This window comes from Roseateles sp. (genome assembly GCF_036404855.1).
Taxonomy (GTDB): domain Bacteria; phylum Pseudomonadota; class Gammaproteobacteria; order Burkholderiales; family Burkholderiaceae_C; genus Pelomonas.
Genome location: NZ_DASWYS010000346.1, coordinates 1 through 12,503, shown reverse-complemented (window position 1 = coordinate 12,503; position 12,503 = coordinate 1). Strand labels below are relative to the sequence as shown.

Annotated in this window: 13 protein-coding genes; all 13 read left to right on the top strand. The window is 67.7% G+C overall.

Annotation, left to right across the window (positions count from 1 at the left end):
- Positions 1-12: 12 nt before the first annotated feature.
- The 13 genes from frr to VGF12_RS23060 all read left to right on the top strand — a co-directional run bounded on the left by frr (position 13) and on the right by VGF12_RS23060 (position 12,487).
- Positions 13-573 (top strand): ribosome recycling factor, encoded by a 561-nt coding sequence (frr, locus tag VGF12_RS23120; protein ID WP_331178397.1) that lies wholly within the window; start codon positions 13-15, stop codon positions 571-573.
- A 14-nt stretch (positions 574-587) separates the two neighbouring features.
- Positions 588-1,313: a polyprenyl diphosphate synthase gene (uppS, locus tag VGF12_RS23115; protein ID WP_331178396.1), complete on the top strand. Its 726-nt coding sequence runs from the start codon at positions 588-590 to the stop codon at positions 1,311-1,313.
- 13 nt (positions 1,314-1,326) lie between these two features.
- Positions 1,327-2,163 (top strand): phosphatidate cytidylyltransferase, encoded by an 837-nt coding sequence (locus VGF12_RS23110; protein WP_331178395.1) that lies wholly within the window; start codon positions 1,327-1,329, stop codon positions 2,161-2,163.
- Positions 2,160-3,329 carry a 1-deoxy-D-xylulose-5-phosphate reductoisomerase gene (ispC, locus tag VGF12_RS23105; RefSeq protein ID WP_331178394.1) on the top strand — a complete coding sequence of 390 codons (1,170 nt, stop codon included), beginning with the start codon at positions 2,160-2,162 and terminating at the stop codon, positions 3,327-3,329. The genes VGF12_RS23110 and ispC overlap by 4 nt, the downstream gene beginning before the upstream one ends.
- Entirely contained in the window at positions 3,326-4,687 is a 1,362-nt protein-coding gene (gene rseP / locus VGF12_RS23100; protein WP_331178393.1) for an RIP metalloprotease RseP, read from the top strand. Before ispC ends, rseP begins: the two co-directional genes overlap by 4 nt.
- 80 nt (positions 4,688-4,767) lie before the next feature.
- Positions 4,768-7,020 carry an outer membrane protein assembly factor BamA gene (bamA, locus tag VGF12_RS23095; RefSeq protein ID WP_331178392.1) on the top strand — a complete coding sequence of 751 codons (2,253 nt, stop codon included), beginning with the start codon at positions 4,768-4,770 and terminating at the stop codon, positions 7,018-7,020.
- Positions 7,020-7,529, top strand: a complete 510-nt coding sequence (locus VGF12_RS23090) for an OmpH family outer membrane protein (RefSeq protein ID WP_331178391.1) — start codon at positions 7,020-7,022, stop codon at positions 7,527-7,529. The genes bamA and VGF12_RS23090 overlap by 1 nt, the downstream gene beginning before the upstream one ends.
- A 12-nt stretch (positions 7,530-7,541) precedes the next feature.
- The gene (gene lpxD, locus VGF12_RS23085) at positions 7,542-8,570 is read left to right on the top strand and encodes a UDP-3-O-(3-hydroxymyristoyl)glucosamine N-acyltransferase (RefSeq protein WP_331178390.1); all 1,029 of its coding nucleotides are present in this window, start codon (positions 7,542-7,544) and stop codon (positions 8,568-8,570) included.
- On the top strand, positions 8,567-9,034 hold the full coding sequence (fabZ, locus tag VGF12_RS23080; protein WP_331178389.1) for a 3-hydroxyacyl-ACP dehydratase FabZ: 468 nt from the start codon (positions 8,567-8,569) through the stop codon (positions 9,032-9,034). The genes lpxD and fabZ overlap by 4 nt, the downstream gene beginning before the upstream one ends.
- Positions 9,035-9,046: 12 nt before the next feature.
- Positions 9,047-9,835 (top strand): acyl-ACP--UDP-N-acetylglucosamine O-acyltransferase, encoded by a 789-nt coding sequence (gene lpxA, locus VGF12_RS23075; RefSeq protein ID WP_331178388.1) that lies wholly within the window; start codon positions 9,047-9,049, stop codon positions 9,833-9,835.
- A gap of 156 nt (positions 9,836-9,991) precedes the next feature.
- Positions 9,992-11,125, top strand: a complete 1,134-nt coding sequence (gene lpxB, locus VGF12_RS23070) for a lipid-A-disaccharide synthase (RefSeq protein WP_331178387.1) — start codon at positions 9,992-9,994, stop codon at positions 11,123-11,125.
- A complete protein-coding gene (gene rnhB / locus VGF12_RS23065; RefSeq protein WP_331178386.1) occupies positions 11,097-11,714 on the top strand; it encodes a ribonuclease HII in 618 nt (205 codons plus the stop codon). The genes lpxB and rnhB overlap by 29 nt, the downstream gene beginning before the upstream one ends.
- Positions 11,711-12,487, top strand: coding sequence for an RNA methyltransferase (locus VGF12_RS23060; protein WP_331178385.1), 777 nt, complete (start codon positions 11,711-11,713; stop codon positions 12,485-12,487). Before rnhB ends, VGF12_RS23060 begins: the two co-directional genes overlap by 4 nt.
- Positions 12,488-12,503 lie beyond the last annotated feature (16 nt).

The window sequence follows — 12,503 nt, the reverse complement described above, 5'->3', positions numbered from 1 at the left end:
GAGTGACAACACATGGACATCGCTGAAATCAAGAGGAACGCCGATGCACGCATGGACCAGTCCATCGCGGCGTTCAAGAACAACCTGACGAAGATCCGCACCGGGCGTGCGAACCCGGCGCTGCTGGACAGCATCCAGGTGGACTACTACGGCGCCATGACGCCGTTGAGCCAGGTGGCCAACGTCTCGTTGCTGGACGCGCGCACCATCAGCGTCCAGCCCTGGGAAAAGGGCATGGGCGCCAAGATCGAGAAGGCCATCCGCGAAAGCGACCTGGGCCTCAACCCGGCCAGCCAGGGCGACCTGATCCGCGTGCCGATGCCGCCGCTGACCGAAGAGCGCCGCAAGGACCTGACCAAGGTCGTGCGAAATGCCGGCGAGGATGCCAAGGTGGCCGTGCGCAATCTGCGCCGTGACGCCAACGAGCAGGCCAAGAAGCTGCTGAAGGACAAGGAAATCGGCGAGGACGACGAGCGCCGCAGCCTCGACGAAGTGCAGAAGCTCACCGACCGCGTGATCGTCGAGATCGACAAGCTGATCTCGGCCAAGGAAGCCGAGATCCTGGCGGTTTGAGCGCGCGACCTGACGTGACGCAAGATCGTCCGGCGCCGCCGCGCCATGTGGCCATCGTCATGGATGGCAATGGCCGCTGGGCCAAGAAGCGCTTCCTGCCGCGCTTCTTCGGCCACAAGGCGGGCGTGGACACGCTGGTCAAGGTGGTGCAGGCCTGCATCGCGCGCGACATCGAGCACCTGACCGTTTTCGCCTTCTCCAGCGAGAACTGGAAGCGCCCCAGCGACGAGGTCTCCGGCCTGATGGGGCTGGTGCTGGCCGCCGTGTCGCGGTACCTCGCCAAGATGGGCGCGATGGGCGTGCGCATCCGGATCGTCGGCGACCGCGACGCGGTGTCCGACAAGCTGCGCAATGCCTGGAACGAGGCCGAAACCACGACGGCCCACAACAGCAAGCTGACGCTCAACGTTGCCTTCAACTACGGCGGTCGCTGGGACATCGTGCAGGCCTGCCGCAAGGCCATCGAGGCCGGCGTGCCGGCGCACGAGCTGACCGAGGCCAAGCTGTCGGAGTTCATGGCGATGAGCTATGCGCCCGATCCCGACCTCTTTATCCGCACGGGCGGCGAGGTGCGCATCAGCAACTTCTTGCTCTGGCAGGCGGCCTACACCGAGTTCGTGTTCTCCGACTGCCTGTGGCCGGAGTTTGGCGACCGTGAACTGGATGCGGCCATTGCCGCCTTCCATGAGCGCGACCGTCGCTTCGGCGGCGTCAAGGAGGCGGCTTCCGCCGCCGCCTGACCGGGACCCGTCCATGCTGAGAACCCGCGTCATCACCGCCATCGTGCTGCTGGCCATCCTGCTGCCGGTGCTGTTCCAGCCCTCGCCCTGGCCCTTCGCCTGGGTGACCGTCGTCATGATGGGGGCGGCTGGCTGGGAATGGGCGCGGCTCAACGGCCTGCCTGGCGTTGGTGCCGTCGCGGCAGGCGTGGCCCTGGCGCTGGCCTGCGTCTGGACGCTGCTGATCGGCGGCCTGAATGCGCCGCCCGCATGGATCTGGTCGCTGGCCAGCCTCGTCTGGGTGCTGGGCGGCGCCTTCGCGCTGCGCGCCGGACCGGCCGGCTGGCCGCGCATCGCGCGTGGCGCCCGGCTGGCCCTGGGTGCCGTGCTGCTGTGGGGCGCGTGGCTGGCCATCGCCCAGTCCAAGGTGCACGGCATCAACTTCATCCTGTCGGTCTTCTGCCTCGTCTGGATGGCCGACATCGCCGCCTACTTTGGCGGCCGTGCCTTCGGCAAGCGCAAGCTCGCGCCGTCCATCAGCCCGGGCAAGAGCTGGGAAGGGGTCTGGAGCGGCTTGGCCGGCGTCATCCTGCTGGGCATCATCTGGGTGCATGTCATCGACGTGAATCTGCCCGTCGACTCGCCCAGCCTCTACACGCTGCTGGTGCAGCTTCACGGCTGGGTGTCGCTGCTGGCGCTGGTGTTTCTGGCCGCGATGAGCGTCGTCGGCGACCTGTTCGAATCCCTCGTCAAGCGTGCCGTCGGCGCCAAGGACAGCAGCGGCCTGCTGCCCGGGCACGGCGGCGTGCTGGACCGAATCGACGCGCTGCTGCCGGTGTTTCCGCTGGCCCTTGCCCTGATCAACCTATGAACCGCCGCCAACGCGTCTGCGTGCTGGGCTCCACCGGCTCCATCGGCGTGAACACGCTGGACGTCATCGCTCGCCATCCCGATCGCTACGAGGTCGTCGCGCTCAGCGCCATGAGCCGTGTTGACGAACTGCTGGCCCAGTGCCTTCACTGGCAGCCGCGCTTTGCCGTGATGCCCGGGCGCGAGGCCGCCGCGAGGCTGCGCGAGCGGCTGCGCGAAGCCGGCAGCCGCACCGAGGTGCTGGACGGTGCCCAGGCACTGGCGGAGGTGGCCGCCCATCCGGACGTCGACACCGTCATGGCGGCCATCGTCGGTGCCGCCGGCCTGGCGCCGGCCATCGCTGCGGCCCGTGCCGGCAAGCGCCTGCTGCTGGCGAACAAGGAGGCCATCGTTGTCGGTGGCGCGTTGTTCATGCACGCGGTGGAGGAGGGTGGTGCCACGCTGCTGCCCATCGACAGCGAGCACTCGGCCATCTTCCAGTGCCTGCCCGAGGACCGTGCCACCTGGCACGACCGTATCGACCACATCGTGCTGACCGCCTCCGGCGGGCCCTTCCGCAGTCGTGACCCCAAGACGCTGGCCGACGTGACCCCCGACCAGGCTTGCGCCCATCCCAACTGGGTGATGGGCCGCAAGATCTCGGTCGACTCGGCCACGATGATGAACAAGGCGCTGGAGGTCATCGAGGCACGCTGGCTGTTCGACCTCGTGCCCGAGCAGATCAAGGTGCTGATCCACCCGCAGAGCATCATCCATTCGATGGTGGTCTGCCGCGACCAGTCCGTGCTGGCCCAGCTCGGCACGCCGGACATGCGCGTGCCCATCGCCTCCGGCCTGTCCTTCCCCGAGCGCATCACCTCGGGCGCCAGTCGGCTCGACCTGCTGACGACACCCAGTCTGACCTTCGAGGAGGCCGACTCGGTGCGCTTCCCCGGGCTGCACCTGTCCTGGCAGGCCCTCAAAGCCCCCGAGGGCAGCACCACGGTGCTGAATGCGGCCAACGAGATCGCCGTTGACGCCTTCCTGAACGGCCGCCTGCGCTTCGATCGGATCCACGCGGTCAACTCGCAGTGCCTGGCCGACGTTCAGCCCGGTGACTGCGGCAGCATCGAAGCGCTGCTCGACCTCGACGCCCGCGCCCGCGAGCACGCCACCCGACTGTTGTGACCACCCTCATCGCCTTCCTCGCCGCGCTGGCCCTGCTGATCGCGGTCCACGAATGGGGCCACTACCGCGTCGCGCGAGCCTGTGGCGTCAAGGTGCTGCGCTTCTCCATCGGCTTCGGCCGTGTGCTGTGGCGCCGCGTCGGTCGCGACGGCACCGAGTTCACGCTGAGTGCACTGCCGCTGGGCGGCTATGTGCGCATGCTGGACGAGCGCGATGGCATCGTCTCGCCTCACGAGCGTGAGCAAGCCTTCAACCAGCGCCCGCTGCGTCAGCGTGCGGCCATCGTCGCCGCCGGCCCCGCCGCCAACTGGGTGTTGGCCGTGGCGCTGTTCGCCGCCGTGGCCTGGCTGGGCAGCGAGGTCCCCAAGGCCGTGCTCGGCACGCCGCCCGCCGGCTCTCTGGCCGAGCGTGCCGGCCTGCATGCGGGCGACTGGGTCCGCGCTGTCTCGCCCGATGGCCAGCAGTGGCAGGACGTGGCCTCGCTGCCTGACCTGCAGTCCGCCATCGTGCGAGCCCAGGCGCTGGGCGAGTCACTGCACCTGTCGGTCACCGGCGCCCAGGGTCATGGCTCCCGCAGCGTGCACCTGGAGACGGAGCGGCTGGCCGGTCGGGCGCCCGATGCCCGCCTGTTCAACGACATCGGCCTGGCGCCGCTGGCCGAGCCGTTGATCCGCCAGGTTGGCGCAGGCGGCGCGGGTGCGGCGGCCGGCCTGATGGCCGGCGACCGCGTGTTGTCCATTGACGGTCAGGCCGTCCCCGATGCCGGTTTTCTGCGCGATGCCATCCGCCGTGCGCATGACGGCGATCGGTCGCGCACCATGCTCTGGCGCGTCGACCGCGGTGGCCAGGCCGTCGAGCTGGAGGCCACGCCGCGGCTGGTCGACGAAGCCGGGCAGCGCATTGCGCGGCTGGAGATCGGTGTCGGCGCGCCGCCCGAGCGGGTGTTCGTCAGTTACGGACTGCTGGAGGGCCTGTGGCGCGGCGTCGAGCAGAGCTGGGACATGGCCGCCACGACGGTGCGGCTGCTGGGCCGCATGCTGATCGGCGAGGCCTCGGTCAAGAACCTCAGCGGCCCGCTGACGATCGCGGACTACGCTGGCCAGTCGGCTCAGGCCGGCCTCGCGCCCTATCTCGACTTCCTCGCCAAGATCTCGCTCAGCCTCGCGGTTCTGAACCTGCTGCCGCTGCCTATGCTCGACGGCGGGCACCTCATGTATCATCTTTTCGAGGGTCTGAGTGGCCGCCCCGTCTCCGAATGGTGGCAACGGCAACTGCAGCGCGCTGGTGCGCTGATCCTGATGCTGATGATGGCCTTGGCCCTTTCCAACGACGTCGCCCGTTTCGCGGGCTGGCACTGATACTCCCCGTTCCCATGTCCTTTTCTTTCAGTTCGGGAGCGAAGCATCGCCCCTCACTCCTGGCTTTGGCTCTCGTGGGGATGTTCCAGTCCGGTGCAGCCTGGGCGGTCGACCCATTTGTCCTGAAGGACATCCGGGTCGAAGGCTTGCAGCGTACCGACCCCGGTACCGTGTTCGCGTCGCTGCCATTCCGCATCGGCGACACCTACAACGATGAAAAGGGCGCCGCCGCACTTCGGGCCCTGTTCGCCACCGGTCTGTTCAAGGACGTTCGCATCAGCATCGACGGCACCGCCGTCGTCGTCATCATCGACGAGCGCCCCATCATCGCCAACGTCAACTTCGTCGGCCTGAAGGAGTTCGACACCGAGGCGCTGTCCAAGTCGTTGAAAGACGTCGGCATCGGCGAGGGCAAGCCGTTCGACAAGGCGCTGGCTGACCGTGCCGAGCAAGAACTGAAGCGCCAGTACCTGACGCGCAGCCTCTACGGCGCCGAGGTGACGACGACGATCACGCCCATCGAGCGCAACCGCGTCAACGTCAGCTTCAACGTCACCGAGGGCGAGCCGGCCAAGATCGCCGAGATCCGCATCCTGGGCAGCAAGGTGTTCTCCGAAAGCACGCTGCTCGGTCTGCTGGAACAGACGACGACCGGCTGGCTGACCTGGTACACGAAGACCGACCGCTACTCGCGGGCCAAGCTCAACGCGGATCTTGAAACGATCCGCAGCTACTACCTGAACCGCGGTTACCTCGAGTTCAACGTCACCTCCACGCAGGTGACCATCTCGCCGGACAAGCAGAGCATCAGCGTTGCCATCACCGTCAGCGAGGGCCAGCCCTACACGGTCACCGGCGTCAAGCTGGAAGGCGATTTCCTGGGTCGCGAGGAAGACTTCAAGCACCTGGTCTACCTCAAGCCCGGCCAGGCCTACCAGGGCGAGGCCGTCGCAACGACGACGCGCGCCTTCAGCGACCTGTTCGGCACCTACGGCTACGCCTTCGCCCGCGTGGACAGCAAGCCGGAGATCAATCGCGAGACCGGCCAGGTCGTGGTGACCTTCGTCGCCGATCCGCAGCGTCGCGTCTACGTGCGCAAGGTCATCCTGTCCGGCAACTCCCGCACGCGAGACGAAGTCATCCGCCGTGAGTTCCGCCAGTTCGAGGCGGCCTGGTACGACGGCCAGAAGATCAAGGCCTCGCGCGACCGCGTCGAACGCCTGGGTTACTTCAAGGACAAGGAAGTCAACATCGACACCCAGGAGGTGCCGGGCGCCCAGGACCAGGTCGACGTGATCCTGACCGTCGTCGAGCGTCCCACGGGTGCCATCACCGTGGGTGCCGGCTACTCCAGCCAGACCAAGCTGTCCTTCACCGGCTCCATCCGCCAGGACAACGTCTTCGGCTCGGGCAACTACCTCGGCATCGACGTGGCGACCGCCAGCACCGGCCGCCAGTTGCAGGTCAGCACCGTGGACCCGTACTTCACGGTCGACGGCGTGTCGCGCGCCATCGACGTGTTCTACCGCACCACCAAGCCCATCAACACGCTGGGCGAGGAGTACCAGTACGTCACCAAGGGCGGCGCGATCCGCTTCGGTGTGCCCTTCTCCGAGGTCGACACGGTCTTCTTCGGCATCGGCTACGAGCAGACCAACATCACGACGTCCAAGGGCCTGCCCAACAGCTATTTCCTGTTCGCCAACCAGTTCGGCCAGCGCAGCAACTCCGTGCCGCTGACCATCGGCTGGCAGCGCGACAGCCGCGACAGCGTCATCACCCCGATGAAGGGCCGCTACCAGCGCGTCAACATCGAGGCCAGCCCCTTTGGCGACGCACAGTACGCGCGCATCAACCTGCAGTACCAGCAGTACTTCGAGATCACCAACAAGATCACGCTGGGCATCAACAGCGAACTGGGTTGGGGCGTGGGCCTGGGTGGCAAGCCGTACCCGATCTTCAAGAACTTCTATGGCGGCGGCCTGGGCTCGGTGCGGGTCTTCGAGGCCGGTTCGCTGGGGCCTGTCGACGTCACCGGTTCCTACAGCGGCGGCAGCAAGCGCTTCAACACCAATGCCGAGCTGTACCTGCCCGTGCCGGGCAGCGGCAACGACAAGAGCTTCCGCATCTTCGGCTTCATGGACGCCGGCAACGTCTGGGGTTCGGGCCTGGCCGAGAAGGTCAATTTCAACACCATCCGCGTGTCGGCCGGTGTCGGCCTTTCCTGGATATCGCCCATGGGCCCGCTGCGTCTGAGTTACGGCAAACCTATCCGCAAGGAACGCACGGATAGAATCGAGAAATTCCAATTCCAGATCGGGACTGCATTCTGATGATGAGCAAGCTCTTGCAATCGGTGGCTCTGGCCGCTTCGATGATGGTGGCCGTTTCGGCCGTGCAAGCCCAGGAACTGAAGATCGGCTACGTCAACAGCGAGCGCGTGCTGCGCGAGGCCAACCTGGCCAAGACTGCACAGGCCAAGCTGGAAGCCGAATTCGGCAAGCGCGAGAAGGATCTGCGCGATCTGGAAACCAAGCTGCGCGGCGCCGCCGAGAAGCTCGAGAAGGACGCCCCCACGCTGTCCGAAAACGAGCGCAACCGCCGTCAGCGCGACGTGGTCGAACAGGAACGCGACCTGCAGCGCAAGCGCCGCGAATGGCAGGAAGACCTGACCCAGCGTAAGAACGAAGAACTGTCCGCCGTGGTCGAGAAGGCCAACCGCGTGATCAAGCAGATCTTCGACGCTGAGAAGTACGACCTGATCCTGCAGGACGCCATCCACTTCAGCGCCCGCGTGGACATCACCAAGAAGGTGATCGACGCGCTGAACGCGCAGAAGTAAGTTGGGTTCCAGATGAGCTCGACTTCCGTCGCGCTCTCCGAACTGATCGCCGCCTTGGGCGGCGATTTGCTTGGTGGCGCCGATATCCGCATCGCCGGCATCGCGCCCCTGGACGAAGCGGGCGCGCAGAGCATCAGCTTCCTCGCCAATCCGCGCTATCAGGCGCAGCTCGGCACCACGGCGGCCGCCTGTGTCATCGTCGCGCCGGCTCTGGCGGAGGTGGCCGCGGCTCGTGGTGCGGCCATCGTCACGCCCGATCCCTACCTGTACTTCGCCCGCCTCACGCAATGGTGGGCCGCGCGTACGCGCCCGGCGCCTGACGCCGGCGTGCATCCGAGCGCCATCGTGTCGCCGGATGCCCGACTGGGGCAGGGCGTGGCGATCGGCCCGCTAGCCGTCGTCGAGGCCGGTGCCGTCATCGGCGACCACGCGCGCATTGGCGCGCACAGCATCGTCGAGCGTGGCGCGGCGGTGGGCGAGCACACTCGGCTCGCGCCACGCGTGGTGCTGGGCCATGGCTGTCGCATCGGTGCGCGCGGCATCGTGCACAGCGGCGTCGTCATTGGTGCCGACGGCTTCGGCTTCGCGCCGTCCAAGCAGGGCTACGTGAAGATCGAGCAACTTGGCAACGTGACGATCGGCGACGACGTCGAGATCGGCGCCAACACCTGCATCGACCGTGGCGCGCTGGCCGACACCGTCATCGAGGACGGCGTCAAGCTCGACAACTTGATCCAGATCGCCCACAACGTGCACATCGGCCGGAACACGGCGATGGCGGGCTGTGCGGCGGTGGCGGGCTCGACCCGCATCGGCGCCAATTGCACCATCGGCGGTGCTGCCAACATCATCGGGCATCTGACGATCGTGGACGGCGTGCACATCTCGGCTGCGACGACCGTGACGCGCAGCATTGCTGCGCCGGGCGTCTACAGCGGCCCCTATCCCTTCGAAGAAAATTCGAGCTGGCAAAAGAACGCGGCCACGCTGCGCCAGCTCTCGACCCTGCGTGAACGCGTGCGCGACCTGGAAAAGAAATGACTGAGACGACGACCCCGATCACGATGGACATCCATGAAATCCTGACGCGCCTGCCGCATCGCTACCCCATCCTGCTGGTCGACCGCGTGGTGGAGCTGATCAAGGGCGAGCGCATCCGCGCCATCAAGAACGTCTCCATCAACGAGCCCTTCTTCCTCGGCCACTTCCCGCACCGCCCGGTGATGCCCGGCGTGCTGATCCTGGAAGCCATGGCCCAGGCCGCGACGTTGCTGGCGCTGCGCAGCATGGACATGGTGCTGGACGAGAAGTCGGTGGTGTATTTCGCCGGCATCGACGGCGCACGCTTCAAGCGCCCCGTGGAGCCGGGCGACCAGCTCGTGCTGGAAGTGACGCTGGGCCGCGCCAAAGCCGGTATCTACAAGTTCGCGGCCAAGGCCCTGGTGGGTGACCAGGTGGCCGCCGAAGCCGAACTGATGTGCACGATGCGCCGCATCGAGGCCTGACCCGCGCTGCAGATGGCTATCCATCCCACCGCCATCGTCGATCCCGGCGCGCAGCTGGACAGCAGCGTCGAGGTCGGCGCGTATTCGTTGATCGGCCCGCACGTGAAGATCGGCGCCGGCACCAAGGTCGGCCCGCACGTCGTCATCGAAGGCCACACCACCATCGGGCGCGACAACACCTTCTTCCAGTTCAGCTCCATCGGCGCCGCGAACCAGGACAAGAAGTACGCCGGCGAGCCCACGACGCTGGTCATCGGTGACCGAAACACCATCCGCGAGTTCTGCACGTTGAACGTCGGTACGGTGCAGGACCGTGGCGAGACGACGGTCGGCAACGACAACTGGATCATGGCCTACTGCCACCTGGCCCACGACGTCGTCATCGGCAACGAATGCGTGCTGGCGAACAACGCCACGCTGGCCGGCCACGTGCAGGTAGGCGACTGGGTCACCATCGGGGGCCTCACGGGCATCCTGCAGCGCATGCGCATCGGCGACCACGCCATGATCGGCTTCCAGGCGCACGTGGCTCAGGACGTACCGCCCTTCATGACGGTGGACGGCAACCCGCTGGCCGCGCGCGCGGTCAACGTCGTGGGCCTGAAGCGCCGCGACTTCAGCAGTGAGCGCATCGGCGTCATCCGCCAGATCTACAAGTTGCTCTACCGCAGCGGTCAAACGCTGGACGAGGCCAAGGCCGCCATTGCGGCGCTGCGCGGCACGGACGGGGGCGCGGCTGATGGCGACATCGACAACATGCTGTCGTTCCTCTCCGCCTCGACGCGCGGCATCGTCCGCTGATCGTGAAGCCCATCGTCCAAGGCAGACCTGGGCCGGCCCCACGAGGAGCCGGCGATGCTGGCCGGAGAGGCCCGCTAGCGCATTGCCCGTTCAGGCGGGCCGGGGCGTATGCAGGCGTTCGGCCCGCAGGCGCCACCGCGCGGGGCGATCACTGACATGCAGACAGCGCCACGCTTCGGATTCGTGGCAGGCGAGGCCAGCGGCGACCTGCTGGCCGGCCTGCTGCTGCAGGGCCTGCGTGAGCGCTGGCCCGGGCTGACGTCGCAGGGCATCGGTGGCCCCAAGATGATCGCCCAGGGCTTTGAGACCTGGTGGCCGCACAGCAAGCTGTCCATCTTCGGCTACGTGGACGCGCTGCTCAACATCCGCGAGCTGCTGGCCATCCGCAAGCAGCTCGGCACGCGGCTCATCGCGAGCCGGCCGGATGTGTTCATTGGCGTGGACGCACCGGACTTCAACTTTGGCCTGGAGAAGCGGCTGCGCGAGGCGGGCATCAAGACGGTCCACTTCGTCTGTCCGTCCATCTGGGCCTGGCGGCCCGAGCGCGTTGTGAAGATCAAGGCGGCAGCCGACCACGTGCTGTGCCTGTTTCCCTTTGAACCCGAGATCCTGCACAAGGTTGGCATCGGCGCCACGTACGTCGGCCATCCGCTTGCGGACGCCATTCCCATGGAAGTGCCGCGCACGGCTGCTCGCCAGGCGCTGAAGCTCTCCGAGGACGACACCGTCATCGCGCTGCTGCCCGGCAGCCGCAAGAGCGAGATCAACTACATCGCGCCGGCGCTGATCGGTGCGGCCAAGCTGCTCGCCAGGCCGGGCCGCCGCTTCGTGATACCGGTCGTGCCCGGCCTGCGCGGCCTCGTCGAGCCCATGCTCGGGGACATCGGCGCAGCCGACGTCCAGCTCGTCGACGGCCAGTCCCACGCCGCACTGGCGGCTTGCGACCTGACGCTGGTGGCCAGCGGCACGGCGACGCTGGAGGCGGCGCTGTTCAAGCGACCCATGGTGGTCGCCTATCGAATGAATGCGCTGAACTGGTGGCGCATGAAGGGCAGAGGCCTGCTCCCCTGGGTGAGCCTGCCCAACATCCTGGCGCGGGAGTTCCTCGTGCCCGAGCTGATCCAGCAGGCCTGCACGCCCGAGAACCTCGCCCGCGAGGCGGAGGGCCTGCTCGCTGACTCGGCACGCCGCGCCGCGCTGCAGGAGCGCTTCGTCCAACTCCACGAGCTGCTGCGGCAAGACACCGCGCGGCGTGCCAGCGATGCCATCGCGACGCTCATTGACGCCTGAACAAGGCTCCCTGGACTGGACGCCACCCGGCCTCGTCGCCGGCGTGGACGAGGCGGGCCGCGGGCCGCTGGCCGGTCCGGTGTTCGCGGCAGCCGTTATCCTGGACGACCTCCAGCCCATCGCGGGCCTGGCCGATTCCAAGGTGCTGACGGCGGCCCGGCGGGCGCGCCTGTACGACGAGATCCGCGCCAAGGCGCTGTGCTGCTGCATCGCGCAGGCGACGACCGAGGAGATCGACCGCATCAACATCCTGCAGGCCACGATGCTGGCCATGCAGCGCGCCGTGATGGGCCTGCGCCTCAAGCCGGCCCTCGTGCGCATCGACGGCAACCGCTTGCCGGTGTTGCCGGTGCCGGCCGAGGCCATCGTGAAGGGCGACGCCACCGTGCAGGCCATTTCGGCCGCGAGCATTCTGGCGAAGGTCGCGCGCGACCTGTTCTGCGAGCAGATGCACGCGAGCCATCCGCAGTACGGCTTCGCCGCGCACAAGGGCTACGGCACGCCTGAACACCTGGCCGCGCTGCGCGAGCACGGTGCCAGCCCCTGGCATCGACGCTCGTTCGCGCCCGTCCGGGAGAACCTCCGATGAGCGCACAGACCCTGCACATCACGTCCCGCGACAACCCGGCCCTGGTGCGGCTGCGCAAGCTGGCCACCGAGCCCGGTGGCTACCGCAAGACCGGCAGCGTCTGGATCGAGGGCGACCACCTGCTGCGCGCAGCGCTGCAAAGGGGCTGGCAACCCGCACTCGTCGTGCTGACCGAGGCCGCGATGCAGGACGCGACGCTGGCTGCGCTGGCTGAATCCGCGCCGCGTGCCCTCGTCGTCCCCACGGCCTTGTTCAAGGGACTGAGCGGCCTGGAGTCGCCGGCGCAGATCGGCGCGGAGCTCACGTTGCCCGCGGCGCCCGCGTTGGCGCCTGACGCCGCCAGTGTCGTGCTGGACCGGCTGCAGGACGCAGGCAACGTCGGGGCCATCCTGCGCAGTGCGGCGGCCTTTGGCGTGCGCCAGGTGCTGGCCCTCAAGGGCACCGCGGCGCTGTGGTCGCCCAAGGTGCTGCGCGCCGGGCAGGGCGCGCATTTCGGCCTGCGCCTCGTCGAGGGCCTGGAGGCCGATGACCTCGCCCAGTTGGCGGTGCCGCTGGTCGCCACCAGCTCTCACACCGAGCATGTACTGCATCGCATCCAGCTGCCGTCGCCTTGCGCCTGGGTCATGGGCCACGAGGGCCGGGGCGTGTCGGCAGAGCTGATGGCGCGTTGCGCGCTGACCGTCGGTATCCCGCAGCCGGGCGGCGAGGAATCGCTGAACGTGGCGGCCGCGGCGGCCATCTGCCTGTACGAAAGCGAGCGTCAGCGCGGCTGATTTGCCCCCTCTTTCA

Coding starts and splice junctions, on each gene's coding strand:
- frr (WP_331178397.1), top strand. CDS start 13: ATGGACATCGCTGAAATCAAGAGGAACGCCGATGCACGCATGGACCAG.
- VGF12_RS23110 (WP_331178395.1), top strand. CDS start 1,327: ATGCTGAGAACCCGCGTCATCACCGCCATCGTGCTGCTGGCCATCCTG.
- ispC (WP_331178394.1), top strand. CDS start 2,160: ATGAACCGCCGCCAACGCGTCTGCGTGCTGGGCTCCACCGGCTCCATC.
- bamA (WP_331178392.1), top strand. CDS start 4,768: ATGTTCCAGTCCGGTGCAGCCTGGGCGGTCGACCCATTTGTCCTGAAG.
- VGF12_RS23090 (WP_331178391.1), top strand. CDS start 7,020: ATGATGAGCAAGCTCTTGCAATCGGTGGCTCTGGCCGCTTCGATGATG.
- lpxD (WP_331178390.1), top strand. CDS start 7,542: ATGAGCTCGACTTCCGTCGCGCTCTCCGAACTGATCGCCGCCTTGGGC.
- fabZ (WP_331178389.1), top strand. CDS start 8,567: ATGACTGAGACGACGACCCCGATCACGATGGACATCCATGAAATCCTG.
- lpxA (WP_331178388.1), top strand. CDS start 9,047: ATGGCTATCCATCCCACCGCCATCGTCGATCCCGGCGCGCAGCTGGAC.
- lpxB (WP_331178387.1), top strand. CDS start 9,992: ATGCAGACAGCGCCACGCTTCGGATTCGTGGCAGGCGAGGCCAGCGGC.
- rnhB (WP_331178386.1), top strand. CDS start 11,097: ATGCCATCGCGACGCTCATTGACGCCTGAACAAGGCTCCCTGGACTGG.
- VGF12_RS23060 (WP_331178385.1), top strand. CDS start 11,711: ATGAGCGCACAGACCCTGCACATCACGTCCCGCGACAACCCGGCCCTG.